General features: G+C 61.0%; 19 protein-coding genes. 13 read left to right on the forward strand and 6 right to left on the reverse strand.

Annotated features, from left to right (window positions below; translation table 11 throughout):
- Nucleotides 1–75: 75 nt before the first annotated feature.
- Nucleotides 76–2,289 (reverse strand): NADP-dependent isocitrate dehydrogenase, encoded by a 2,214-nt coding sequence (locus Q4D83_RS07680; protein WP_303174414.1) that lies wholly within the window; start codon nucleotides 2,287–2,289, stop codon nucleotides 76–78.
- A 168-nt stretch (nucleotides 2,290–2,457) separates the two neighbouring features.
- On the opposite strand from Q4D83_RS07680, the gene Q4D83_RS07685 reads away from it, so the two are divergent.
- The 9 genes from Q4D83_RS07685 to Q4D83_RS07725 all read left to right on the forward strand — a co-directional run bounded on the left by Q4D83_RS07685 (nucleotide 2,458) and on the right by Q4D83_RS07725 (nucleotide 12,142).
- Nucleotides 2,458–3,606, forward strand: a complete 1,149-nt coding sequence (locus tag Q4D83_RS07685) for a serine hydrolase (protein WP_303174417.1) — start codon at nucleotides 2,458–2,460, stop codon at nucleotides 3,604–3,606.
- Nucleotides 3,607–3,819: 213 nt separating this feature from the next.
- Nucleotides 3,820–4,635, forward strand: a complete 816-nt coding sequence (locus tag Q4D83_RS07690; protein WP_303174419.1) for a DUF4261 domain-containing protein — start codon at nucleotides 3,820–3,822, stop codon at nucleotides 4,633–4,635.
- Entirely contained in the window at nucleotides 4,601–5,404 is an 804-nt protein-coding gene (locus Q4D83_RS07695; protein WP_303174421.1) for a DUF4261 domain-containing protein, read from the forward strand. The genes Q4D83_RS07690 and Q4D83_RS07695 overlap by 35 nt, the downstream gene beginning before the upstream one ends.
- A gap of 340 nt (nucleotides 5,405–5,744) precedes the next feature.
- Nucleotides 5,745–7,010 (forward strand): MFS transporter, encoded by a 1,266-nt coding sequence (locus tag Q4D83_RS07700; protein ID WP_303174722.1) that lies wholly within the window; start codon nucleotides 5,745–5,747, stop codon nucleotides 7,008–7,010.
- Nucleotides 7,011–7,025: 15 nt separating this feature from the next.
- Nucleotides 7,026–7,916, forward strand: coding sequence for an exodeoxyribonuclease III (locus Q4D83_RS07705; protein ID WP_303174423.1), 891 nt, complete (start codon nucleotides 7,026–7,028; stop codon nucleotides 7,914–7,916).
- 13 nt (nucleotides 7,917–7,929) lie between these two features.
- Nucleotides 7,930–8,712 (forward strand): LGFP repeat-containing protein, encoded by a 783-nt coding sequence (locus Q4D83_RS07710; RefSeq protein WP_303174425.1) that lies wholly within the window; start codon nucleotides 7,930–7,932, stop codon nucleotides 8,710–8,712.
- Between the two features lie 11 nt (nucleotides 8,713–8,723).
- Nucleotides 8,724–9,740 (forward strand): tryptophan--tRNA ligase, encoded by a 1,017-nt coding sequence (gene trpS / locus Q4D83_RS07715; RefSeq protein ID WP_303174428.1) that lies wholly within the window; start codon nucleotides 8,724–8,726, stop codon nucleotides 9,738–9,740.
- A gap of 29 nt (nucleotides 9,741–9,769) precedes the next feature.
- Entirely contained in the window at nucleotides 9,770–10,834 is a 1,065-nt protein-coding gene (yhjD, locus tag Q4D83_RS07720; protein WP_303174429.1) for an inner membrane protein YhjD, read from the forward strand.
- Nucleotides 10,835–10,843: 9 nt separating this feature from the next.
- Nucleotides 10,844–12,142 (forward strand): adenosine deaminase, encoded by a 1,299-nt coding sequence (locus tag Q4D83_RS07725; RefSeq protein WP_303174432.1) that lies wholly within the window; start codon nucleotides 10,844–10,846, stop codon nucleotides 12,140–12,142.
- 32 nt (nucleotides 12,143–12,174) lie between these two features.
- Here the strand turns inward: Q4D83_RS07725 and Q4D83_RS07730 are convergent, their stop codons facing one another.
- Genes Q4D83_RS07730 through Q4D83_RS07740 form a run of 3 tightly spaced genes read right to left on the reverse strand, consistent with a single transcriptional unit; the run spans nucleotide 12,175 to nucleotide 14,446 of the window.
- Entirely contained in the window at nucleotides 12,175–13,380 is a 1,206-nt protein-coding gene (locus Q4D83_RS07730) for a hypothetical protein (RefSeq protein ID WP_303174434.1), read from the reverse strand.
- An 11-nt stretch (nucleotides 13,381–13,391) separates the two neighbouring features.
- Nucleotides 13,392–14,186, reverse strand: coding sequence for a C40 family peptidase (locus Q4D83_RS07735; protein ID WP_303174437.1), 795 nt, complete (start codon nucleotides 14,184–14,186; stop codon nucleotides 13,392–13,394).
- Nucleotides 14,183–14,446, reverse strand: coding sequence for a hypothetical protein (locus Q4D83_RS07740; RefSeq protein WP_303174439.1), 264 nt, complete (start codon nucleotides 14,444–14,446; stop codon nucleotides 14,183–14,185). The genes Q4D83_RS07735 and Q4D83_RS07740 overlap by 4 nt, the downstream gene beginning before the upstream one ends.
- A 55-nt stretch (nucleotides 14,447–14,501) precedes the next feature.
- Here Q4D83_RS07740 and upp point away from each other — a divergent pair, with 55 nt between their 5' ends.
- Nucleotides 14,502–15,137 (forward strand): uracil phosphoribosyltransferase, encoded by a 636-nt coding sequence (gene upp, locus Q4D83_RS07745; RefSeq protein ID WP_303174441.1) that lies wholly within the window; start codon nucleotides 14,502–14,504, stop codon nucleotides 15,135–15,137.
- A 10-nt stretch (nucleotides 15,138–15,147) separates the two neighbouring features.
- Here upp and Q4D83_RS07750 read toward each other — a convergent pair whose 3' ends face one another.
- Entirely contained in the window at nucleotides 15,148–16,668 is a 1,521-nt protein-coding gene (locus Q4D83_RS07750; protein ID WP_303174443.1) for a phospho-sugar mutase, read from the reverse strand.
- A 50-nt stretch (nucleotides 16,669–16,718) separates the two neighbouring features.
- Between Q4D83_RS07750 and Q4D83_RS07755 the strand changes: the two genes are divergently transcribed.
- The 3 genes from Q4D83_RS07755 (at nucleotide 16,719) to Q4D83_RS07765 (ending at nucleotide 22,870) form a co-directional block, all read left to right on the forward strand.
- A complete protein-coding gene (locus tag Q4D83_RS07755) occupies nucleotides 16,719–17,852 on the forward strand; it encodes an amidohydrolase (protein ID WP_303174445.1) in 1,134 nt (377 codons plus the stop codon).
- A 47-nt stretch (nucleotides 17,853–17,899) separates the two neighbouring features.
- Entirely contained in the window at nucleotides 17,900–19,306 is a 1,407-nt protein-coding gene (locus Q4D83_RS07760; protein ID WP_303174447.1) for an NAD(P)H-quinone dehydrogenase, read from the forward strand.
- 162 nt (nucleotides 19,307–19,468) lie between these two features.
- On the forward strand, nucleotides 19,469–22,870 hold the full coding sequence (locus Q4D83_RS07765) for a pyruvate carboxylase (RefSeq protein WP_303174448.1): 3,402 nt from the start codon (nucleotides 19,469–19,471) through the stop codon (nucleotides 22,868–22,870).
- Between the two features lie 18 nt (nucleotides 22,871–22,888).
- Here the strand turns inward: Q4D83_RS07765 and Q4D83_RS07770 are convergent, their stop codons facing one another.
- Nucleotides 22,889–24,343, reverse strand: a complete 1,455-nt coding sequence (locus Q4D83_RS07770; RefSeq protein ID WP_303174450.1) for a short-chain fatty acyl-CoA regulator family protein — start codon at nucleotides 24,341–24,343, stop codon at nucleotides 22,889–22,891.
- Between the last annotated feature and the right edge of the window lie 50 nt (nucleotides 24,344–24,393).

The following is a 24,393-nucleotide window of genomic DNA, read 5'->3' on the forward strand; positions in this document are numbered from 1 at the left end:
GCTGATAGTGCAGCGTCGGCACAGCAAAGCTCCCCGCCAAGCCAAGCCCAGCGGGGAGCGGTAAAGATGTTCGAGCTACTTCAGGCCGTCGATAATAGCGTTGAAGGTTTCGGAGGGGCGCATCACTGCGGAGGTCTTCTCGTCGCAAGGGCTGTAGTATCCGCCCAGGTCAACGGGGTTGCCTTGTACCTCGATAAGCTTCGCGGCGATTTCTTCCTCGTGCTCGTTCAAGGCAGCCGCGACAGGTGCGAAGATCTTTGCGAGTTCCGTATCTTCGGTCTGGTTGGCCAGCTCATCGGCCCAGAACTTGGTCAGGTAGAAGTGGGATCCACGGTTGTCGATCTCACCGGCCTTGCGCGAGGGGGACTTGCCATCGTTGAGCAGGGTTTCGGTGGCGCGGTCCAGGGCGTCGGCAAGCACGGCAGCCTTGGCGTTGCCGTCTGTGTTGGCGAAGTGGCGGAACGACTCAGCCAACGCGAGGAACTCGCCGAGGGAATCCCAACGCAGGTGGTTTTCTTCCACCAATTGTTGCACGTGCTTCGGCGCCGAGCCGCCTGCGCCAGTTTCGAACAAACCGCCGCCAGCCATGAGTGGCACCACAGACAGCATCTTTGCGGAGGTGCCGAGCTCGAGGATCGGGAACAGGTCGGTGAGGTAGTCACGCAGCACGTTGCCGGTCACGGAAATGGTGTCCTCGCCACGGCGAATGCGCTCGATGGAGAACTTGGTCGCCTCCACGGGGGAAAGGATGCGGATGTCCAGGCCCTCGGTGTCATGGTCGGCCAAATACTTGTTCACAAGCGTGATCAGGTTGCGGTCGTGCGCGCGCTCCGGGTCGAGCCAGAAGACGGCGGGCATGCCGGACAGGCGGGAACGAGTCACAGCCAGCTTGACCCAGTCGCGGATCGGGGCATCCTTGGCCTGGCAGGCGCGCCAAATGTCGCCCGCGGCAACCTTGTGCTCGATCAGAGTTTCGCCCGCGGAATTGACCACGGCGACCGTACCGTCGGCGGCGATCTTAAAGGTCTTATCGTGGGAGCCGTACTCCTCGGCCTTCTGCGCCATCAGCCCAACGTTGGGCACGGTGCCCATCGTGGTGGGATCGAACGCGCCGTTGGCCTTGCAATCCTCGATGACCACCTGGTACACGCCGGCGTACGAGGAATCCGGCAGCACGGCGAGGGTGTCCTGCTCCTCATCCTGGGCATTCCACATGTGCCCAGACGTGCGAATCATGGCCGGCATGGAGGCGTCCACGATGACGTCGGAAGGAACGTGCAGGTTGGTGATGCCCTTGTGGGAGTTCACCATCGCCAACGCCGGGCCCTCTTCGAGTGCTTTATCGAACGCGGCCTTGATTTCGGCGCCGTTGTCCAAGCTTTCCAAACCGGCGTAAATCGCGGCCAAGCCGTTTTCGCCGTTCAGGCCAGCGGCATCCAATTCGGCGCCGTACTTGTCAAAAACATCAGCGAAATACGCGCGCACCACGTAGCCGAAGATGATCGGGTCGGACACCTTCATCATGGTGGCCTTGAGGTGCGTGGAGAACAGCACGCCCTCCTCTTTGGCGCGCTTGACCTGCTCGGCAAGGAAGTCTTGCAGGGCCGCGGCGCGCATGACGGTGCCGTCAATAACCTCGCCTTCCTGCACTTTCAGGCCGTCCTTGAGCACCGTTTCGGTGCCGTCGGCGGCGATGTGCTTGATGGTCAGCTCATCAGCGGCAGGCATGATCACGGACTGCTCGTTATGGCGGAAGTCATCGGCATCCATGGTGGCAACGTTGGTCTTCGAATCCGGGGACCAAACACCCATGCGATGGGGGTGGGCCTTGGCGAAGTTCTTCACGGCGATCGGGGCGCGGCGGTCCGAATTGCCCTCGCGCAGCACCGGGTTTACGGCGGAACCCTTCACGGCGTCGTAACGAGCACGAACGTCCTTTTGTTCTTCGGTGTCCGGGTTGTCCGGGTACTCGGGCAGCGCGTAACCCTGTTCCTGCAGCTCCTTGATTGCGGCCTTCAGCTGCGGCACGGACGCAGAAATGTTCGGGAGCTTAATGATGTTGGCTTCCGGGGTTTTTGCCAGCTCACCCAGTTCGGCGAGTGCATCCTCGACGCGTTGTTCTTCGGTCAGGAAATCGGGGAATTGGGCCAGGATACGGCCGGCGAGGGAGATGTCCCGGGTTTCCACATCGATGCCTGCGGTTCCCGCAAACGCCTCAACGACGGGCTTCAACGAGTAGGTGGCCAGCAATGGCGCTTCGTCGGTGCGGGTGTAGATGATCTTTGCCAATGGAGCTCCCTTGATACAAGATTGCGATTCGGCTAACCAGAGTACCCCTTTTTGCGTGACCACCACCACCTTTTCGCACGGTGCTGGGCGTAGGGGTACCCGACTGTAACCCCGATCGGGTGCTCTCAACGCGCATGGAAAGCCGTGGTTCGCGGTAGCATCAGTGCCATGCGCACCCTGCACGATTGGTTAGCACGTGGGCTCGAGGCCGCGGGGTGTCCTGCGGGTGCCGCTGCGATGGTGTCATCGTCGCGGGTGATTGCTGCGGCGGTGGTTGGGGATATAACTTTCGAAACGCCGGTTTTGTTGGGTTCTACCAGCAAGTCCGTTACGGGTTTGGCGGTGCGGCAGCTTGCGGAACAGGGTTTGCTTGAACTGGATGTGCCGCTGCGCGCTTACCTTCCAAAGGCTCGCGTGTTGCCTAATGCAACTGTTCGAGAGGTGGCGCAGCATTGCAGTGGTGTGCGCTCGGATTCCACACTTGCGCGGGACAAATCGTTCCGTTATGCGAACCAGAACTACAACTATCTGGGGCAGCTCGTTGAACAGCTTTCAGAAACTTCGTTCGTGCAGTATGTGCGCCGTCGAATCGCGCCCAGCGCGCAAGGTTCCTCTCATTTTGGCCACACCGCGGTGTTCGGACGGTGGGTGCGCACACGCCCGTTTCCTACCGAACATTCGTCTTGGATTCAGCCCGCGTCCGGGGCGCTCGCGATGAGTTTGCGCGGCGCCTGCGCGTACCTTCAAGCGCTCCTTACCCAACCGGTTCCGGTTCTCGACGCCGTTCCTACCGGGCCTTCTCCAGCGGTCGCTGGCGTGTTCGGGGAGGAGGGTAGTTATAGTTTCGGCTGGATTCTCAAGGAACATGCGGGTGTGCGCTTGATGGTGCATACGGGTAAAACGCCGGGCACTACCACGATGTTTGCATTGATCCCGGAGCGTGATCTCGGCGTCGTGCTGTTGGTGCCGTACGCCGATTTCCTCGTCACTACGCCGCTATTGGAGCAACTGTCTGAGGCGTTGATTCGGTTAGCGTTGGGGGAGGAACCTACGTTGCCCACGGTGCGCGAGCGTCGCGCGAAACGACTCGCCCTTTTTGGAACGTACGCGCTAGTTCTAGGCGGGGCTGTTGGGGTGGCTGCGCTGAGCTCGTGGTTGCGTGTGTTGTGGTTGGGCCCGGCACTTGCATTCGTCTGTGGGGCGGCGTTGCGGATTGTCAGTGGTACGCCAACGTTGTGGATTTTGCGTTTCGCTCCGGATTTCTTTGCAGTGGCGGTGGTGGCGTTCGTTGTGATGTCCTCGTCCGTGCTGGCGTAGTTTTGAGGACATCACTTTGCGTCGGGGGTGCCACCCTGGGGTTTCGCCCATTTGTGTCAATCGTTGCGTTGGCGTTGGTGAGCCCTGCTGGGAAGCGCCGAGAAAACATGCACACAATCGGATTTGTGTTTGTTTACCTGCGGTTTCGCTTGTTGCGTTTCTGCTAAGGTCGGGTCACCGCAGCATGTTTCACCCAGTGAAAGGACAACACAAGTGTCTACGGCATTCGCGGTAGTGTTCCAGCACCGGTTTGATCCCGCCGTGACGGCGGCTGGTGTGCGGGCGCAAATGTTGAAGGATTGGCCGGGGTGTGATGTCAGCATTGTGCAGGAGCGTGGGGAACATGCCGATGGCCAGGCGAGTTTGGCCAGTGATTCATCGGGCATCTATATCCGGCCGGTGGACTCGCCGTTTACCGATGATGTTTCGGAACTTTGTGGTCCTAGCTTGTTGTGGCCGGACGGGAAGCCGTTTAATGAGGCCTACCAGGCGCATTGCATCGTCGCGGTGGCTGATCAAACCCGTGATGAACGGCACGCGGCCGCGATGTTGACGCGGGTGGTTGCTTCACTGATTCGTATTTCTTCGGAGACGATCGCGGTGTATTGGGCGGGCGCGAATCATTTGATTTATCCGCCGATGTTCCGCGAGATGGCCATGCAACGGCTGCCAGAGGCGCCGTTGTATTTGTGGGTTGCGTTTCCGATGTGGCAGCGCTCGGATGGCCGGTTGCACGCGTCGACGCAGGGCCTGGATCGCCTAGGCTTGATGGATTTAGAAATCCTGGATAGTGAAAAAACTCCGCGGGAGACCCATGAGTTTTTGGTCAACGTGGCTGATTACTTAGTTCGCCGCGGGTTGGTGATTGAAGACGGCCACACCGTGGGCGAATCCGAACAAGAACGTATCCGGGCGGTGTATGCGAAGGCCTCCACGGATCCCGAAAAAACCGTTATTCAATTGACTAATCAGAAGCCACAAGGAGCCCTGCGTTATGGCAATCGCGATCCTCTTGCAGAACACTATTGATGAGGAAGTTACCCAGGATGCGCTGCGCGAGCAGCTGCACAAGGACTGGCCGGAGTTAGCCCAGCAACATCAGCTTGCCGACGACCCCGAATTCACCGGCGACCAGCAGCCTGGCATGGCCGCGTTCACGTACCGGGATAGTGGGTTTTTAGTCAAGCCGATTCCGGTGCCGTTTGGTCAAGAACCGATTGAGAAGCGGGCCGCCAGCAGCCTGTGGCCAAACGGCGCGGACTTCAATGAGCAATATCAGGCGCATTCGCTGGTGATGGTGGCGAATTCGGAATCGTTGAGTGGGGTGCAAAAGGCGGAGTTGCTGTCCAAGGTGGTGGCTTCGCTGGTGGCGATTTCGCGGGAGACCTTCGCTGTGGTGTGGCCAGCCTCGGATCAGTTGATTATGCCGGAGGTGTTCCGCAACGTTGCGTGTTCGATGTTGCCGGACCCGCTGCTGCCGATTTGGCTGAACTTTAGTTTTGGCACCCAGTCTTCCGGGAATTTCGCGGCGGCCACGGTCGGTCTTGATCGTATGGATTTGATGGACTTGGAAATGCCGGAAAGTACCAAAACTCCCGGTGAAACGCTGGATTTCCTAGCTGGCGTTGCGGACTATTTGATTCGAAATGGGTTGGTGATCAAGGACGGCGACACCGTCGGGCAGGAGGAAGGGGAGCGCATCATCGTGCGCTTTGCGCCGTCAATGATTCAGGAGGGAAAGATGGTGATCCAGCTTCAAGAGCACCAAAATTCACCGGAGCGCGCGAGCGGATCATAGGCCAGCGCCTGCAATAGTGTGGCGATTTTCACTTTGCCTTCCGCTTGTGTGAGATGAGGGGCCACGTGCCTCGCATGGTGCGCAAGCGCATTGTGGGTACAGGAAGCTGTGATTGGTGGTTCGCATCGAGGCTCTACACGGCGATGGAACCGGCACCTACCAGCCAGGAGCCGTACACGTGGCGGCCGTCACTTGCGGCTGCGGGCTAGGGCATGTGACCTGGGAAAAAGGAATCGTTGTCAATTTGACGCTTGGTCAAGCGACGCTCGGTGCGGCGGGCGGGGCGGAGGCCGCGGCGTCGATACGCAATGGCGCGGTTCGCGGTGTAGCGTTCCGATCCGTGAATTATCAACGACGTACTGTTTTGCGCCAGACCGAGGTGAGCGCCACCCGTCGCTTCGTGGTGATGGTTGCACTCGCCCTCGGCGGTTTCGGAATTGGCACGACCGAATTCGTTTCCATGGGGTTGCTGGACCTTGTGGCCGCGGACTTCGGAATCACCGAAGATGTAGCCGGGCACGTCATCGCCGCATACGCCCTCGGCGTGGTGGTTGGTGCGCCGGTGATCACGGTATGCACCGGCATGCTGCCCCGTCGCCGCTTGCTGCTGCTGTTGACTGCCGCGTTCGTGGTGGGCAACGCGGCAAGTGCGGCGGCAATGTCGTACGACAGCTTGTTAGTGGCACGGTTTATCGCGGGCCTGCCGCACGGCGCCTATTTCTCCGTGGCGAGCCTTGCGGCGGCTTCCATGGCGCCAGCCGGACAGCGCGGGCGTGCGGTGGCGACCGTGGGCCTCGGGTTGTCTGTGGCCACCGTCGCGGGGGTTCCCGCAGCGCAATGGTTGGGCATGGCGTTCGGGTGGGCCGCGGCCTACGCATTGGTGGCGCTCATCGGCCTAGTGTGCCTGATCAGCCTGTGGTACTTGATGCCGCACATGACGCTGATGCAGCCAACCCGCCCCATTGTGGAGCTCGGCGCTTTGGCGAACTCCCAGGTTTGGTTCACGCTTGCGATTGGCACCGTGGGGTTCGGCGGCATGTTCGCCGTGTACACATATATTACGTGGACGATGCGCGATGCCGGCCTGGACCAGTCGTGGATGTGGCTGGTGCTCATGGTGTACGGCGTGGGCATGGTCGTGGGCAACCTCGCTGGCGGCCGGTTGGCCGACCGCAACGTCGAGGTGGGCATCGTGGTGTCCCTGCTGGCGCTGCTGTCCCTGCTCGTGGGATTCTACTTTGCCACCAACGTTTCTCCCTGGTTGGCCGTGGTCAACTTCGGCGCCATTGGATTCTTCGGCTCCACGCTGGCACTGTCGCTCCAGGTCCGGCTCATGGACGTTGCGGGGCGCGCCCAAACCTTGGCGTCCTCCCTCAACCATTCCGCGTTGAACACCGCAAACGCGCTCGGTGCGGCACTCGGCGGTGCGATGATCGCTGGTGGGTACAGCTACAGCGCGCCCGCCTTAGGCGGTGCCGTACTGGCGGTGCTCGGCTTGGCGCTGTGGGCGCCGGCGTTTGTATTGCGCCGCGGTTTCGGTACTAAGCGGGTCACCGTGCGCAGCCGGACCGCGGCCGCCGCGCCGCAGACTGTGTCGGCGGTATAAAGTACGCTGAGCCGTATGCTTACCATCACTACCGTCAACGTCAACGGCATTCGCGCGGCTGTGAAGCAGCGCAGCGAGGAGAACCTCGGCTTCCTGCATTGGTTGTCCAACACCAGTTCGGATGTTGTGCTGCTTCAGGAAGTACGTGCGACCGAAAAGGATACGCTGAAGGCGTTGGCGCCGGCGCTGGACCAAGGCTGGCACTACGCCGGCGCCGAGGCTGCGGCGAAGGGGCGCGCCGGGGTGGGCATCCTCTCCCGCACCCCGCTTCTCGACGTCTCGGTGGGCATCGCCGGCTTCGAAGATGCGGGCCGCTACCTCGAAGCCACCACGCAGGATGTGCGGGTGGCTTCGCTGTACTTGCCCAGCGGCGAAGCGGGGACTGACAAGCAGGACGAGAAGTTCCGCTTCCTTGATGTGTTTGAGCAGGTGCTGGGCAGCAAAGCCGCAGAGTACGAGCACATGGTGATCGGCGGGGACTGGAACATCTGCCACCGGCAGCAGGACCTGAAAAATTGGAAGAACAACCAAAAACGCGCCGGGTTTTTGCCCGACGAGCGGGCGTTTATGGACGCCGTGTTTGGCACCTTCCCCGACGAATCCAGCCAGATCCCGGAATTCGGCGATTACTTCGGGGCGGTCGATTATGTGGGGGCGCGGCGTCGAGAAGCGAACACGCAGCCGGTGTGGTTCGATGCGGCGCGCCGCTTACAGCCCGACGACGCGCCGTACAGCTGGTGGTCCTACCGCGGAAAAGCGTTCGACACCGACGCGGGGTGGCGCATCGACTATCAGGCCGTGACCCGCGCAATGTTGGAACGCGCGCACCGCAGCTGGGTGGAAAAAGCCGACCGCTACGACCTGCGCTGGTCGGATCACGCTCCTGTCATTGTGGAATACCGCTAGTACACTGATCTGGGTGAATCATTCAAAAGCATTACCCCTATCCCTGATCGTCGCTGTCCTCGGCGTGGGTTCGATCGTCGCGGCCAATGGGTTGCTGGCGGCCCCCAGCGCCGACAAAGGGCCCAACTACAGCTACAAAGAAGTGCAAGCTGCAGTGGCTAGCCAGCCAACCCCGTTGGACAATTCGCTGCCGAGCGAAGAGGAATTGGCCGAGGTGGTTGCCGGGATGACTCGACAACAGGCCACGATCGCGCAGCATCTGCCGCTTGCTGAGCACCCCGAGGCAATCGAGAAGAAGTACGAGCGCCTTGGCGGGGAACGCGGCAAGTTAGGCAAGCCGCTCACCCGCATCGTGGAAGCCGGTGATGGGGGCGCGAAAGCCGTGTATGAGCACGGCATGTTGTATTGGTCGCCACGCACGGGGGCGCACGCAATGTACAACGAATTTTTGATCAAATTCATCTTGTTGGGCGGGGAAAGCGGGCTGCTCGGCATGCCCACGACCGACGTGGAAAAGGTCGGCTCCGGCGCCCGCCAGGGATTCGAACAAGCAACCTGGCTGTATTCCGCGCAGGACAGCGGCATCCATTACATCGGTGGCCGTATCCACGAACGCTGGCAGCGCCTCGGCGGGGTGGATAGCGAATTCGGATTCCCCGGCTCGGACATCATGAATGTATCCGCGGAAACTTCCGGAAAATATGATCGAGCGGTGTTGTTCGGCGACAGTTTGGCCATTTTGTCTAACTCGCGGACAGGTGAGGTCGGTGAAGCCTCCTTCGGTGGTGCGGGGTAAGCTATGAGACCATGACAATTCCCGAAAAAAAGCAGCGCGTTCTGTCAGGTATTCAGCCGACCGCAGACTCATACCACCTAGGAAATTACTTAGGTGCGCTGAAGCAGTGGATCAATCTGCAAAACGAGTTCGATGCTTATTATTTCATTCCTGATTTGCATGCGATTACCGTGGATCAGGATCCGCAGGAATTGCGTCATCGCACCGTGGCGGGTGCCGCCCAGTTGATCGCGGCGGGGATTGACCCGGAAAAGTCCGCGTTGTTCGTGCAGTCTCATGTGCCGGAGCATGTGGAGCTTTCGTGGGTGCTTACGTGCCTGACTGGCTTCGGGGAAGCCTCCCGAATGACCCAGTTCAAAGACAAATCCGCCAAGCGCGGGGCGGATCGGACCTCCGCCGGTTTGTTTGTGTATCCCATGCTGATGGCGGCTGATATTTTGCTCTATCGCCCGCATTTGGTGCCCGTCGGAGAGGACCAGCGTCAGCATTTGGAACTGACTCGGAATCTCGCGGAGCGTTTTAATACGCGGTATAAGGAAACGTTCCCGGTGCCGGAGCCGTTTATTCCAAAGGGGGCGGCGAAGATTTTTGACTTGCAGGATCCTACGGTGAAGATGAGCAAATCCGGTGATAATCCGAAGGGCCTGATTAACCTTTTGGATGATCCGAAAGTTTCGTCTAAGCGAATTAAGAGCGCGGTGACGGACAACGAGGCGGTGATCCGCTACGACGTTGAGAACAAACCGGGGGTGTCAAACCTGTTGGTAATTCAATCCGCGCTGACCGGCACGCCGATTGAGGATCTTGAGCGCGGCTACGAAGGTAGCGGGTATGGTGCCTTAAAGAAGGACACGGCGGAAGCGCTGGAAGCTTTCACCACCCCGTTGCGTGCCCGGTTCGATGAACTCATGTCGGACCGTGGTGAATTGGAGCGAATCCTCGCCCAAGGTGCGGACCGTGCCCGTGAAGTTGCGTCGCGCACCCTTGCAGATGTGTACGACCGCGTTGGTTTTCTTCCGAAAACCTAGCGCATCTCCAAGTAGGAAGGCAGCAGAAGTTGACAGCTACCCCGCAAACCCGAGTTGATGTGCACGGCATTGAGCGCGTGAGCCAGGATCAACCTGGTGTTGTGGATCGCTACCGCCAGCGCTGGCCATGGTTCGATCACCTGATGCGGATGAACGAACGCTACACCGACATGGGTGGCAATCAATACGCCGCAGGTATCACCTACTTTTCGGTGCTTTCCATGCTGCCGATTTTGATGCTGGTGTTTGCTGGGGTGGCGTTCGTGCTGGCCAGCCGCCCAGAGATGGTGGTGGAAATCCAAGAGCAGATTGCTGGGCAGGTGTCCGGCCAGCTGGCGGAACCCATCAATACCATTTTGGAAACGGCGATTAGTCAGCGCGGCACCGTGGCCGGCATTGGTGCGGTGACCGCACTGTGGTCCGGCATGGGGTGGATGCACAACTTGCGGTACGGCGTTTCCAAAATGTGGCGCATCAATCCAAACGACGGCACCATGCTGAACAACAAACTTAAGGATCTGCTCGGTCTGTTCGGTTTGTTTGTCTCCCTAGTGATCGCGTTCGGTGTGACCGTGGCCGGTTCTTCTAGCTTGGCGTATCGCATCTTGGACGCGTTTGCGTTGGCGAATGTGCCGGGGATGTTTATTGTGTTGCGTTCCATTGCCGTGCTGTTGGGCTTGGTGGCGAACTTTATCGTGTTCTATTGGCTGATTAAGTTCATGCCGCGAGTGAAGGTGCCTCGGCGGTCCGCGGTGCGCGCCGCGATGATTGGTGCGGTGGCCTTTGAGGTATTCAAACAGGTTGCCTCCATATTCTTCTCGAACGCACTCACGAACCCGGCGGGGGCGACGTTCGGGCCCGTTATCGGCGTGATGGTGCTGCTGTATTTCGTGTGGCGCATCCTGCTGTATTGCTCGGCGTGGGCGGCCACCACGAAGGAATCCTTGGCGTTGATTAAGCCTGCGGTGCCGAATCCGGCGGTGATTCGGGTGCGCCAAGAGGTGCGCGTGGCGCCGTCTTCGCGCACGATTGCGGCTGTCGCCGCAGCTGGTGCCGTTGGTGCGGCGGTAGCCGGTCGCCTGTTCCGTCGATAGACTGGCGGCATGCAACCTGATCATGCTTCGCCAGTCCTTTCCGAATCGGAAATCCACAGCCTGCCAAAAGTGCTGTTGCACGACCACCTCGACGGTGGCCTGCGCCCAGCAACGATTATCGAGCTAGCTCAGGAGTGCGGATACACGGAGCTGCCAACCACCGACCCTGAGGAACTGGAGTCGTGGTTTTACACCGCGGCGTCGTCAGGGTCCCTGCCGAAATACTTGGAAACTTTCAAGCACACCTGTGCGGTGATGCAAACGGCCTTGGCGCTTCGGCGCGTGGCGCGGGAAGCCGTCATCGACCTCAGCCGCGACAACATCGTCTACGCCGAGCTGCGCTTCGCACCCGAACAGCATCTCGAAGATGGGCTGAGCCTGCAGGACGTGGTGGACGCCGTTACCGACGGCCTGCGTGAAGGCATGGAACTCGTGGACAACGAATGGGGTATTGAGGCGCGCCTTATCCTGTGCGGCATGCGGCACTCGAACCGCACCGCAGAAATCGCGCAGCTTACGGTGGATAACTATCACCAGGACAGCCTCGTGGTGGGGTTTGATATCGCGGGCGCCGAGGACGGTTTCCCGCCCTCCCAACATGCGGAAGCGTTCCAGCTGCTCCGCGAAAACTTCGTGCCGTTTACCATTCACGCGGGAGAAGCGGCCGGGGTGGAATCATTGGAATCCGCGGTGCGCCAAGGGACGCTGCGAATCGGGCACGGTGTGCGCATGTTCGAGGACTTCCACGCCGTGATTAACGGCTTGGCTACGGGGCCAATGTCGAGCTACGTGCGGGACCGGCGAATCGCGTTGGAAATGTGCCCAACGTCAAACCTGCAAACCGGCATTGTGGACGACTACGCCGACTATCCGCTGCCGATGCTGCGGGAGATGGGGTTCTGCTGCACCGTCAACACCGACAATCGGTTGGTTTCCGGCACCACCCTGACCCGCGAAATGATGATCTTGGTGGACTACTTTGGTTTCGAAGAAGCCGAGCTGTTCGACCTCACCAAAAATGCAATCGAAAACGCGTTTGCGCCGTGGTTCCTGCGGCGGATCATCCTTGAAAAGATTATTCTTCCCGCCTACCAGGCGCGCCAATTTGCGCAGATGGAGGAGTTCAGCCGTGACGCACTGGGCATGGTCGGCGACGATGAAGACTACAACGTGGACGATCTGAACTTTGACTTGAGCATGCTCGAAGATCTTGGGATCAACCTGTCCGACCTCGGCATCGGCGCGGACGACGGCCCAGTGGAGTTGCCGCCAAGCGAGGATCAAGAAGACGGCGACAACAAAAAATAACCTGCGGCAGGCGCGCGCGAGCCGCGCGCGCCCTAGAACTTGCTGAAGCGGGCGATGAGGGTATCTTCGAGCTGCTTCCAGCCGTCAACTTCGGCGGTGAAGGGAGCCGAAGGCACGTACCCGGTGGCGGATCCCAGCATGTAGGAGATGTATTCCTGCAAGGCCGGGTTTGCTACCAGCACCGAGTTGACGGAGTCATCGTCTGCCCAGTCCGCCGAGTCCGCAAGCAGTTCGTAGGCTTGGCGTAGTTGTTCGGCGTCCACGGCGTCGGTACCTTCGCCGATGTCTTGGCGCAGGCCGGTAAACACATAGGTGTTGTCGGGGTGGACGGTGATATCCAATTCGCCGCCGTTGACTTCGTCCATGATGGTGGGCCAGGTGGACACGGCAGCTAGGTCATGGTCGGAGTGTTCCGCCAGCCACCGCGCCATGGCCTTCCGGTTGTTAAACGTGACAATTTGGCCGAACTTACCCAAGAAGATGGGTTGCTCGCCGAGGTATGTGCGCAGCGTGTACAGGGTGCGGCCGTCGATAACAATTTTGATGGGGTCAATGCCGGCGGCGGCCCACACGGAAGTGTCGTAGGGGTCCGCGGCTTCCTCGGCGGCCTCGGCTCGCGCTTTTGCCGCCTCCTCGGCAGCTTGCTGCGCCGCGGCGATGCGTTCCGCAGCGTCCCCGACTTCCACCTCGGGGGTGTGCACCACAGTGTCGAGTGAATCCGCAACCTTGTCCCAGTTCACCAGCACCACGCGGCCGATTGCGGACCACTCGGACATGCCATGGTCACCGCCGAAATGATCGTGCCCGCGCTCCACATTCGCCAAGATGGAGTGCCCGGCGAAGAAGGACTCCACCGCGCTCAGCGAACACACCGATCCTAAGCTCTTTGCCAATGCGAACCCGCGCGCTACGGCGCTGACGTTTTGGTAGGACGGCCGGCCCGCAAGGTGGCGGGGCAGCTCCACAAAGGAAACCTCATCGCGTTCGGCGGGCACCACGCGCGCTGCGTCGCCCGCGTTGAAATGACCCCACTTGGGGTGCGTCACAAGGTCGTGCTTGTCGCCGGATTCAATAAACGCCAGCACCTCGGCGGGAGATTTGAACATATATACGTTGTCTCCATAGCCGAGGAACGCTTGCCACTCCTGCCCGTGCTCCTTCCAGCGGGGCGCCCACAGCGTATAAAACTTGCCGTCGCTGAACTCGATGGATACAGGTACGATTCCTTGTTGTGCCATGAGGCGTGATTCTACCCGGTCGGCCGAAAGAAGCCTTGAAAGGCCATCCCCATATTGGTGGTTCGCAGCGGGCTTTCCTGCACGGGGTCACCGGCTTCGATCATATTTCCGTTTCCGGAGTACATTGCTACGTGCCCGTCCCACACCACGAGGTCCCCGGGTTGCAGCTCAGCCTCGCTCACTTCTCTGCCTACACACTGCTGTTCGGCAAGCCGGGGTAGTTCCACGCCAGCCTGCCGCCAGGCCCATTGCGTGAGCCCCGAACAGTCCAGCCCTACGCCGGGAGTCGTGCCGCCCCAGACGTAGGGGGTGCCCAGTGCGCTCCGCGCTGCCGCGACCGCTTGCTCCCCGCTTGCCGACGCCCCGCCTTCCGAACCCGCATCCCCATGATCGACGGTGAGTTCGAGTCCGGCGGTGGAGGCTGCGATGGTTTCCAATTCGGTGGTGGCGGGCCCAAGGTCCGGCAGCAGGGTCTCCGCCATCCCCGCCACCAATTGCGGCAATTGCGCGAGCTCCGCAAACGCCGCAGGTTCAAACGCCGCCAGCCGGGGCAGCAGCCCGCCCACATGGTGCAGCACTTGCCCGGCGAGGTCCGTGAGTTTCGCCTCAATATCCGGCAAGGTTTGCAATAGCCGATCAATGGTGGCGACATCAGCAGCCAATTGTTGGTGCGCGCCGATCAGCGGCAATTCCACGCCCAAGGCTTCCGCCAGGGGGATGGCGGCACTGATATCCGGAAGTTGCACCGGCTGCACCTCGAGGTGTGGGATGCGCCGATCAATCTCCGCGAGGATGGTGTCGATCATGCGAGTTGCCCCAGCTGGTAGGCGAGTTGATTATCCGCATCTTCCACCTGCAGTACGTAGTTCGCCGCGCGTTGGGCGATGCTTTCAGCGTGCTGCCCGAGGTGCAAGCTGCGCCGCGAGCAGGATTCAATCGCGGCCGCTAGGGCGGTGGAAAATGCGCCCAGCGCGGGGTCGGGGGTGTGATACCCAGCGGCGGCGGTGCCAGCGCCTCGCAACAGCTCGGTGAGAAGGGTACGCACTTCATCTGGCTGCAGTTCCATACACCTTGGACGCTTGGGTAGGGCTTAAGGTTCCATGAGGGCTACGATTGGGGGTATGCAGATCACCGTTGTTAATCACCCGCTGGCCGCGTCCCGCTTGACCATGATGCGGGATGCGCGCAGCGATAATACGGTGTTCCGGGCGGCATTGGCTGACTTGGGCACCATGCTGATTTACGAGGCATCCCGCGACCTTCCCGTCGAACACTTTGACGTGCACACGCCGGTGGGGGTGGCGCAGGGAACCCGGCTGAAAAACCCGCCGATCATCGTGCCGGTGATCCGCGCAGGGCTCGGCATGATCGACCCCGCGCTGAAGATGATCCCCGACGCTCAAGTTGGTTTTATCGGCATTGCCCGAGACGAGGAAACCCACCAGCCCGTGCCTTATTTGGAGGCCTTACCGCACGATCTCACCGGGCAACCCGTGTTCGTAGTGGATCCCATGCTCGCCACTGGTGGTTCGCTGCTGCATGCGATTCGCCTGCTGCATGATCGGGGCGCCACTGACATCACCGCCGTGTGTATGGTGTCCGCCCAGCCCGGCGTGGATGCCCTCGCCGACTCCGGGCTGCCGGTGCGCCTCGTGACCGCCACCATCGATCCCGAACTCAATGAGGATGCCTATATCGTGCCCGGTTTGGGGGATGCGGGCGACCGACTGTACGGCCCCCGCAACATCGATCTCTAGGGCTCAGCCCCTAGTGGCTTGCCGCGAGCTCTTCCGCGTCCTTGCGCAGTTCGGCGAGGACGCGTTGTGCGGCTTGGCGCGACGGGCTCACTACCTCAAGGTAAAGTTTCGCCTTCCGTTCCGTGCCGGATGCACGTGCAATGAGCCGCAGCGTACCTTCTTCCCATTCGCATGTGAATACGAGCCCTTGATCGGCGGGGAGCATGGTCATTGTGGCGGGCATCCCGGCGAGTTGCGTGGGCGGAGAGCCGCGCAGGGCGTCGACAAACGCTTGTGGGGCGGTCGTGCGGACGGGGACCTGTGTACCCAGGTGGACGCCAAATTCGCGGTGTAACAGGTCGAGTTCGTCGCCCAGGGTGCGGCCGAGAGCCTTGAGCTCGGCGGCCCAGGCGCATGCGATCAGCGCCGTGGCGATCCCGTCTTTGTCTGGAACCATGTGCGGCGCAGGTGACGTTCCCACCGCCTCCTCGTAGGCAAATACCAGTTCGGGGTGTGCCCGGGAGAGGTTCTTGAAACCGGTTAAAGTTTCGCAGTAGCCCCAGCCGCGGCGCTGCGCCATCTTTTGCAGCAGTTGGGAGGACACCACGGTGGTGGCCACCACGCCGCCGGCGGGCACGAGGCGGTGGGCGAGGAGGGGGCCGAGTTCATCGCCGCGCAACATCACATACTCCGCGCCGCGCCGGTAACCGATCGCACATCTGTCCGCATCGGGGTCGAGTGCGACGAGGACGTCGGCTTCGACTTCCCGCGCGGTGCGCAGCAGCAGCTCCACCGCCTCCGGTTCCTCCGGGTTGGGGAAACGCAAAGTAGGGAACGTAGGGTCGGGGTGCTGTTGTTCTTCCACGGGGAAACTTAATGCGAATCCACTGGCTTGCAGTGCGTGGTGTAGCGCGCGGCCGCCCACCCCATGCATGGCGGTGTACACCACCCGGCAGGCGGCGCGTTCGTTGTTGATCCGCAGTAGGTCCGTGCCTGGGTTGACCAGCTCGACCACCTCATCGAGGTAGCGCCGTAATTGGTCCGCGCCGGGGCGCACCGTAACCCGCGGCACCGGCCCGCAATCGGTGATCGCCGCTTCGATAGCGTGTGCGTCTTCGCTGGTAATTTGTCGACCGTCCGAATCGAACACCTTATAGCCGTTATCTGTCGCCGGGTTTTGCGACGCCGTGATCTGAATGCCCGCGTCGCACTTCCGGTCGCGGATGAGCCACGAGATCACCGGCGTTGGCGTCGGGGTTGGCAGTAACAGTACTTCCACGCCCGCGCCAGCTAGCACCTCCGCGGCGGTGGTGGCAAAGGTGTGCGATCCGTAGCGGGCGTCGAAACCCACGACGACTTGTAGGGGGCCGTCGTCAGTGTGCAGTGCAACGGATTCTAACGGCGCGTGCTGCAAATGCAGTCGAGCGGAGCGTTGCGCCAGCCACGTAGCCACACCCGCGGTTGTGCGAGTTACCTGCGAAACGTTCATTTGTTCGGGTCCGGGGCCGACCGGCGCGCGTAACCCAGCGGTGCCGAAGGTTAACGGGGTCATAGCCTGATAATAGGATGGGTGCAAGCAGGATCGCCAGGGAAAGGAATAATGTGAACATCCGCTCGCACATCGACCGGTGGCTGGAGAAGAATCGGGACGAAGTGCTCACGTGGCGTCGTTACCTGCATGCCTACCCCGAATTATCGCATCAAGAGCACGGTACCACCGCCTATATTGCGGGGATTTTGCGTGGCTACGGGCTGGAACCGCACCTGTTCCCCACAACGGGGTTGATGGTGGATATCGGTACGCCACGCATCGCTTTTCGCGGGGACATTGACGCCCTGCCAATTGAAGAGGAAACGGGGCTGCCGTTCAGCTCTCAAAACCCCGGTGTGATGCACGCCTGCGGGCACGACGTGCATACCACCATCGCGCTTGCAATTGCCTGCGCCCTCGCCGAGTACCCGGAGCCGGTGGATTGCCGGGTGATTTTCCAGCCCGCCGAGGAAGTCATGTACGGCGGGGCGCCGGACGTGATCTCGTGGGGCGGCATCCAGGGGATTGAGAAAATCTACGCCGTGCACTGTGAACCCGCGCTGGAGACGGGCACGATCGGGGTGCGCGCCGGGGCCATCACCTCCGCCGCCGACATCCTTTCCGTCAATGTGTACGGTCCCGGCGGCCACACCTCGCGCCCGCAGCTCACCAACGATGTGGTATTCGCGCTGTCCTCGTTGGTCACCCAATTGCCGGCGCTACTGTCGCGCCGGGTAGACCCGCGCACCGGTACCGTATTGGTGTTCGGCAGCATCCATGCCGGGAACGCCGCAAATGCCATCCCGCAAATGGGTTCGGTTTCCGGCACGTTGCGAACCGCCTCGGTGGATGTGTGGCTGTCAATCCAGCCCCTGCTCGAGGAACTCATCGGGCATATCCTTGCCCCCACCGGGTGTAGCTACGATATCGACTACACGCGTGGGATCCCGCCGGTGGTCAACGACCCGATAGCAACGCATTTGCTCATCGATCATTCCCCATTTCGGGTGGTGGAAGCCCTGCAATCCTCGGGTGGCGAGGACTTCTCGTGGTATCTCCAGCAGATCCCCGGCTGTATGGTGCGGCTTGGGTGTAAAACCACCGCAGAGTATGACTTGCACCAGTCGGATCTCATCGTTGATGAAAACTGCATTGACGTCGGGGTGAAGCTGTTTGCTTCGGTCCTGCATGCAGATAGACTGTGAGCCATCTTTGGCTTCACCTGGCATCCCCTGAAACGTAAGGACTTACTTTGACTCAACGAATCGTCATTATCGGCGGCGGTCCGGCTGGCTACGAGGCGGCACTCGCAGGCGCGAAGTACGGCGCCACAATTACTTTGGTTGAGGATCAAGGCTTGGGTGGTTCGGCGGTGGTGTATGACTGCGTGCCGTCGAAATCATTCATTTCCGCAACCGCCATTAAAACGGACCTGCGCCGCGCGGACGATATGGGTTTGGACGCGTCCTTGGGGGAGGCACACCTGCATCTCGACGCCGTGAACGCCCGCGTCAAGGAGCTCGCGCACGCCCAGTCTGCCGATGTGCGCCGCCAGATGGAACGCGCCGGCATCACGGTGGTTGAGGGCCGAGCCGTGTTCGACGATTATCAGCCCAAGCAAACCACCCACTACGTCCGCGTCACCCACGCCGACGGCACCGAAGAAACCATCGAATGCGACCTGGTGTTGTTGGCTACCGGCGCGTCCCCGCGCGTGCTGCCGAATTGCGAGCCCGATGGGGAGCGCATCTTGAACTGGCGCCAGGTGTACGACATTACGGAACTTCCCGAGCACCTCATCGTGGTGGGTTCCGGCGTGACCGGCGCCGAGTTCGTTTCTGCGTTCGCTGAGCTCGGGGTGAAAGTGACCATGGTTGCGTCCCGCGACCGCATCCTCCCACATGACGACGCTGACGCCGCCGACGTGCTGGAAACCGTGCTTGCGGAACGCGGCGTCGCCCTGGAAAAGCACGCGCGTGTCGACGCCGTGACCCGCACCGACAGCGGAGTCACCGTGCGCACTACCGACGGCCGTGAGATCCACGGTTCCCACGCGTTGATGACGGTGGGTTCCGTCCCCAATACGGACGGGCTTGGCCTCGAAAAGATCGGGGTGGAGCTCACCCCATCCGGCCACATTAAGGTCGACCGCGTGTCTCGCACTTCTGTGGCTGGCGTGTATGCGGCGGGCGATTGCACGGACCTGTTCCCGTTGGCGTCGGTGGCCGCTATGCAAGGCCGCATCGCCATGTACCACGCCCTCGGTGAAGGCGTGAGCCCGATTCGCCTGAAGACGGTGGCCACCGCAGTGTTCACCCGCCCCGAAATCGCTGCAGTTGGTGTTACCCACGCCCAAGTGGAATCCGGCGAGGTGTCCGCCCGCGTGGCAGTGCTGCCCCTGGCCACCAACGCGCGCGCCAAAATGCGTTCCCTGCGCCACGGCTTTGTCAAGCTCTTTTGCCGCAAAAACTCCGGCCTCGTTATCGGCGGCGTCGTGGTCGCTCCAACGGCCTCCGAGCTTATCCTCCCGATTGCCGTTGCCATCAGCAACAACCTCACCGTTCGCGATTTGGCCAACACCTTCGCCGTGTACCCCACGCTTTCCGGATCCATTACGGAAGCCGCACGCCAACTCGTGCAGCACGACGATCTGGGGTAGTCCCGCCCGGGATAACACCGGGCAAAAATTGCGAATATGCCCCGTGGGGGAGTGAAAAATTCACGCAGTGGATCACTTTGCCCGAGTTTGCGAGATTCGTGGCATAGAATTGGTATTCTAGTGACCGAATTCACGCATTCACCCCACTGTAAAGGCAGAGACGTGACTAAAACACCCAAGCTTGCCACTTTTGCGAAGATTCTCGTCGCTAACCGCGGCGAGATCGCAGTTCGCGCATTTCGCGCCGCCTACGAGATTGGCGCGAAAACTGTTGCCGTGTTCCCACAGGAAGACCGCAATTCGTTCCACCGCGCTATGGCCTCCGAGGCGTATCGTATCGGTGCTGAAGGTTCGCCGGTCAAGGCCTACCTGGATATTGATGAAATTCTGCGGGCGGCCCGACAGGCCGGCGCGGACGCGATTTACCCTGGTTACGGCTTCCTTTCGGAGAATGCTCATTTCGCCCGCGAATGCGCGGAGCATGGCATCACGTTCATTGGTCCATCGCCCGAAGTGCTCGAGCTTACGGGTGATAAGTCTGCGGCCGTGGCCGCCGCCCGCCGGGCGGGCTTGCCCACGCTGGAGGATACGGAACCCAGCGACGATATTGACGTGTTGGTCAAGCGCGCCGAGGGGCAAACCTACCCTCTGTTTGTGAAGGCTGTGGCGGGCGGCGGTGGTCGTGGCATGCGCTTTATTGGCACGCCGGAGGAGCTGCCGCATCTTGCGGCGGAGGCCTCCCGGGAGGCGTTGAGCGCATTTGGCGACGCCCGCGTCTACATCGAACGCGCCGTGATGAACCCCCAGCACATCGAGGTGCAGATTTTGGGTGACGTCTCCGGCGAGGTTATTCACCTGTTCGAGCGGGATTGTTCGGTGCAGCGCAGGCACCAAAAGGTGGTGGAGATTGCCCCGGCGCAGCACCTTGATCCGGCGCTGCGGGAGCGGATCTGTAATGATGCCGTGAAGTTCTGTAAGGAGATCGGCTACACCGGCGCTGGCACCGTGGAGTTTTTGGTCGATGAAAACGGAAACCATGTATTCATCGAGATGAACCCCCGCATTCAGGTCGAACACACGGTCACTGAGGAGGTGACCGGCGTCGATCTGGTGAAGGCGCAGATGCGCCTTGCCGCTGGCGCGACGTTGCGGGAATTGGGGCTCACCCAAGAGCAGATTCACACCGAGGGTGCGGCGTTGCAATGCCGGATTACCACGGAGGACCCGGGCAATGGGTTCCGTCCGGACACTGGCGTGGTTACCGCCTACCGTAGCCCCGGTGGTGCGGGTGTTCGATTGGATGGTGCGGCGCAGCTCGGCGGCGAGATTACCGCCCATTTTGATTCCATGTTGGTGAAAATGACGTGCCGCGGCGCGGATTTTGATGGCGCCGTGATTCGCGCCCAGCGCGCGCTGGCGGAGTTTCACGTGTCCGGCGTGGCTACCAATATTGGGTTTTTGCGGGCCCTGTTGCGCGAGCCGGACTTTACTGGCCAGCGCGTTTCCACTTCGTTTATTGAAGATCACCCGTGGTTGCTGTCCGCCCCGCCCGCAGACGACGAGGCGGGACGGATCCTGGACTACCTTGCTGACGTGACGGTGAACCGCCCGCATGGGGCACCGCCGGCGGTAGGGGCGGCCGTCGAGAAGCTGCCGCAGTTGGGGGCGTTGCGCCGGGGCTCCCGCGATACCTTGCGCGACCTTGGTCCGAAAAAATTTGCGGAAGCGCTGCGGCGTCAAAGCGCGTTGGCCGTGACGGATACGACGTTCCGCGATGCGCATCAGTCGCTGTTGGCCACTCGCGTACGCTCCTCCGCGCTTGTCGACGCCGCCCGCCACGTCGCCCACCTCACGCCCGAGTTGCTATCGGTAGAGGCTTGGGGCGGCGCCACCTACGATGTGGCCTTGCGCTTCCTGCACGAGGATCCGTGGGAACGTTTGGACGAGCTGCGGCGCGCGATGCCGAACATCAATATTCAGATGCTGTTGCGGGGCCGCAACGCGGTGGGCTATACCCCGTACCCGGATTCCGTGTGTCGCGCGTTCGTGCACGAGGCGGCCCGCAGCGGCGTAGATATTTTCCGCGTGTTTGATGCTCTGAACGACGTCAGCCAAATGCGCCCGGCTATCGACGCCGTGCTCGAAACCGGCACCAGCGTCGCAGAGGTGGCCATGGCTTACTCCGGCAACCTCGCCGACCCTGCCGAACAGCTGTACACGTTGGATTACTACCTCAAGCTTGCCGAACAAATTGTGGAATCCGGCGCGCACATTCTGGCCGTTAAAGATATGGCCGGGCTGCTCCGACCCGCGGCGGCCGCCAAACTCGTTTCAGCCTTGCGCCGCGAGTTCGACCTGCCTGTGCACGTGCACACCCACGATACCGCTGGCGGCCAATTGGCCACGTACCTCGCAGCGGCCAACGCGGGTGCCGACGCCGTCGACGGTGCCTCCGCACCACTGTCCGGCACTACCTCCCAACCTTCCCTGTCCGCCATCGTTGCAGCGTTCGCGAACACGCCGCGCGATACCGGCATTTCCCTCGACGCCGTGAGCGACATGGAGCCCTATTGGGAAGCCGTCCGCCAGATGTACGCGCCCTTCGAATCTGGAACCCCCGGACCCACCGGCCGCGTGTATCACCACGAAATCCCGGGTGGCCAACTCTCGAACTTGCGTGCGCAAGCCGTGGCGCTCGGGTTGGCGGACCGCTTCGAGCTCATCGAAGACTACTACGCTGCCGTCAACGACATGCTTGGTCGACCCACAAAGGTCACCCCGTCGTCCAAGGTGGTCGGCGACCTTGCCTTGCACTTGGTTGGCGCAGGCGTCGACCCCGCGGACTTCGCCGCTGATCCCCAGAAGTACGACATTCCCGATTCCGTCATCGCCTTCCTCAACGGGGAGCTTGGCACCCCGCCCGGCGGTTGGCCGGAGCCGCTGCGTTCGCGGGCGTTGGAGGGCCGCGCGCCCACAAACAGCGAAGTCACCGTGCCCGCCGAGGAAGCGGAGGCACTGACCTCCGGTGCCGCCAGCGCTCGCCGCGGGGCGCTCAACCGGCTGATGTTCCCCAAGCCGGCCGCTGAGTTTGCCGAGCATCGCCGCCGTTTTGGCGACACCTCCGTGCTGACCGATCGGGAATTCTTCTACGGGTTGGTCGAAGGCAAGGAAACGATGATTGACTTGGGCGATTCCACCCATATGCTTGTGCGGCTCGACGCCATCTCCGAACCTGACGAAAAAGGCATGCGCACCATTGTGTGCAACGTCAACGGCCAGATTCGCCCCATGCGGGTGCGCGACAACTCCGTCGAATCCGTAACTGCGTCCGCAGAGAAGGCCGACAGCAGCGTCCCGGGCCATGTTGCCGCGCCGTTCGCCGGCGTGGTGACCGTCACCGCCGAGGTTGGCGCCACCATCGAAGCGGGACAACCGGTAGCCATCATTGAGGCGATGAAGATGGAAGCCACCATTACCTCACCCGTTGCCGGCACCGTTGAGCGGGTGGTGCTCAGCCAGGCTACCAAGGTTGAAGGCGGCGACCTGTTGCTGGTGATCACGTAGGTTGCAGGTCTTCTCGGCCTAGCGGGGTTGGCATTCTTGTGCCAGCCCCGAATCTAGGTGCGGACGGTAGGGAATATCGGGGGAGATGTTTTCATCAATTTCCAGTGCATATCCAGTAGCTGGGAAGGCGCGCTGGTGGCAGGTGTCGCGGGGACAAATCCGACAGCCGGCGCCGATCGGGGTTGCGGCGTCAGGGGATATGGTGAGCCCCTGGGAATAGATAAGGTTGCGGGCCTGTTCGAGGTCACAGCCTAGGCCGATAGCGAATCGCGTGGGGCTGGTGCCGAAGCCGCGGGACGGGCCCGTAACGGTTCGGGCAATCCAAAGATATGTTCTGCCGTCAGGCATTTGGGCAAGTTGGCGAACGATTTGGCCGGGTGTTTCAAATGCGCGGTGCACAATCCACTTTGGGCACGCGCCGCCGGAGCGAGAGAAGTGGAACGATGTGGCGGATTGACGCTTAGAGATATTCCCCGCTCGGTCGGTGCGGATAAAAAAGAAGGGAACGCCTTGTTGTTTCGGGCGCTGGAGTGTTGATAGGCGATGGCAAGTAGTTTCGAATCCTGTGCCGAAGTGCGCCCGGATACGATCGATATCGTACGCAGTTTGGTGCGCCATATTTAAAAATTCGGTGTATGGCATGACTACGGCAGCGGCGAAATACTGGGCCAGCCCGACCCTGGCTAGTGCTTGCGCTTCCGAAGAGAGTTTTGGGTCGGACGCAAGGTTTTGCAAAAGTTTGCTGTGCTCTAAAAAGCACCATTGAAGAGCAAGTTCGAAGCACTGCTGGGCTTCTGTGAGATCGTAACGTAGCCGAACTTGCCGATCTATGTAGATACGCCGCGGACCATCTTGGTGCGCTTTGTAGCGAACGGATACTTGGTGGTGTGCGTCCAATGCCGCCGTAAGTCTTGTTACCCGCAGTCCAGGCCCGCCGAGCGTGCCAGCGAACTCTTCGGCGATTTCATCCAGCTCGGGAATGTGATTCCGGCGTTCGTAGAAAAAGTCGCGGACGTTTTCAAAAGCATTCGTATTCCAAGTTGTAGGAACATACTCGGGGGTAGTGTGAAGGGGTGCTGAGGAGATTCCTGCGAAGTCTGTGGAAATTTGACTTGCTGCTGTCACATCGGCGAGGGAATGCGCAAGGTGAATGACGCCCCGCGCTAGCTCGGGGTAGCGATTCACTAGGTCATGCAATTCATCGGCGCGAACATTGGGGAGGCCGGCAGAAGTAAATGCTTCTTGTAGATCGGCTACAAAACGGGCGTTGGCATCTGGGGAGAAGTATGTCGAATCAAGGGAAAAAGCCTTGGTAAATGACATTAACACCGTGGCTGTAAGAGGGCGCTGATCATTTTCAAGTTGATTGAGGTAGCTGGTTGAGAGATTCGCTTGCTTTGCCATTGCCGTCTGGGTCAAGCCAAGCGTGCGCCGCAGCGTCCGAATTCTTGCCCCCGCATACAGCTTTTCCATGGCCGCTTTCCTTTCCGTTTCTACGACGACCAGCGAGTTACACAAATTTC

Source organism: Corynebacterium sp. (assembly GCF_030532715.1).
In the GTDB taxonomy this organism is placed as follows: Bacteria; Actinomycetota; Actinomycetes; order Mycobacteriales; family Mycobacteriaceae; genus Corynebacterium.

What these genes read in the sequence shown, in the direction of transcription:
- Q4D83_RS07685 (WP_303174417.1), top strand. Translation starts at nt 2,458, where the DNA reads ATGCGCACCCTGCACGATTGGTTAGCACGTGGGCTCGAGGCCGCGGGG.
- Q4D83_RS07695 (WP_303174421.1), top strand. Translation starts at nt 4,601, where the DNA reads ATGGCAATCGCGATCCTCTTGCAGAACACTATTGATGAGGAAGTTACC.
- Q4D83_RS07705 (WP_303174423.1), top strand. Translation starts at nt 7,026, where the DNA reads ATGCTTACCATCACTACCGTCAACGTCAACGGCATTCGCGCGGCTGTG.
- trpS (WP_303174428.1), top strand. Translation starts at nt 8,724, where the DNA reads ATGACAATTCCCGAAAAAAAGCAGCGCGTTCTGTCAGGTATTCAGCCG.
- Q4D83_RS07725 (WP_303174432.1), top strand. Translation starts at nt 10,844, where the DNA reads ATGCAACCTGATCATGCTTCGCCAGTCCTTTCCGAATCGGAAATCCAC.
- Q4D83_RS07730 (WP_303174434.1), bottom strand. Translation starts at nt 13,380, where the DNA reads ATGGCACAACAAGGAATCGTACCTGTATCCATCGAGTTCAGCGACGGC.
- Q4D83_RS07735 (WP_303174437.1), bottom strand. Translation starts at nt 14,186, where the DNA reads ATGATCGACACCATCCTCGCGGAGATTGATCGGCGCATCCCACACCTC.
- Q4D83_RS07740 (WP_303174439.1), bottom strand. Translation starts at nt 14,446, where the DNA reads ATGGAACTGCAGCCAGATGAAGTGCGTACCCTTCTCACCGAGCTGTTG.
- upp (WP_303174441.1), top strand. Translation starts at nt 14,502, where the DNA reads ATGCAGATCACCGTTGTTAATCACCCGCTGGCCGCGTCCCGCTTGACC.
- Q4D83_RS07750 (WP_303174443.1), bottom strand. Translation starts at nt 16,668, where the DNA reads ATGACCCCGTTAACCTTCGGCACCGCTGGGTTACGCGCGCCGGTCGGC.
- Q4D83_RS07770 (WP_303174450.1), bottom strand. Translation starts at nt 24,343, where the DNA reads ATGGAAAAGCTGTATGCGGGGGCAAGAATTCGGACGCTGCGGCGCACG.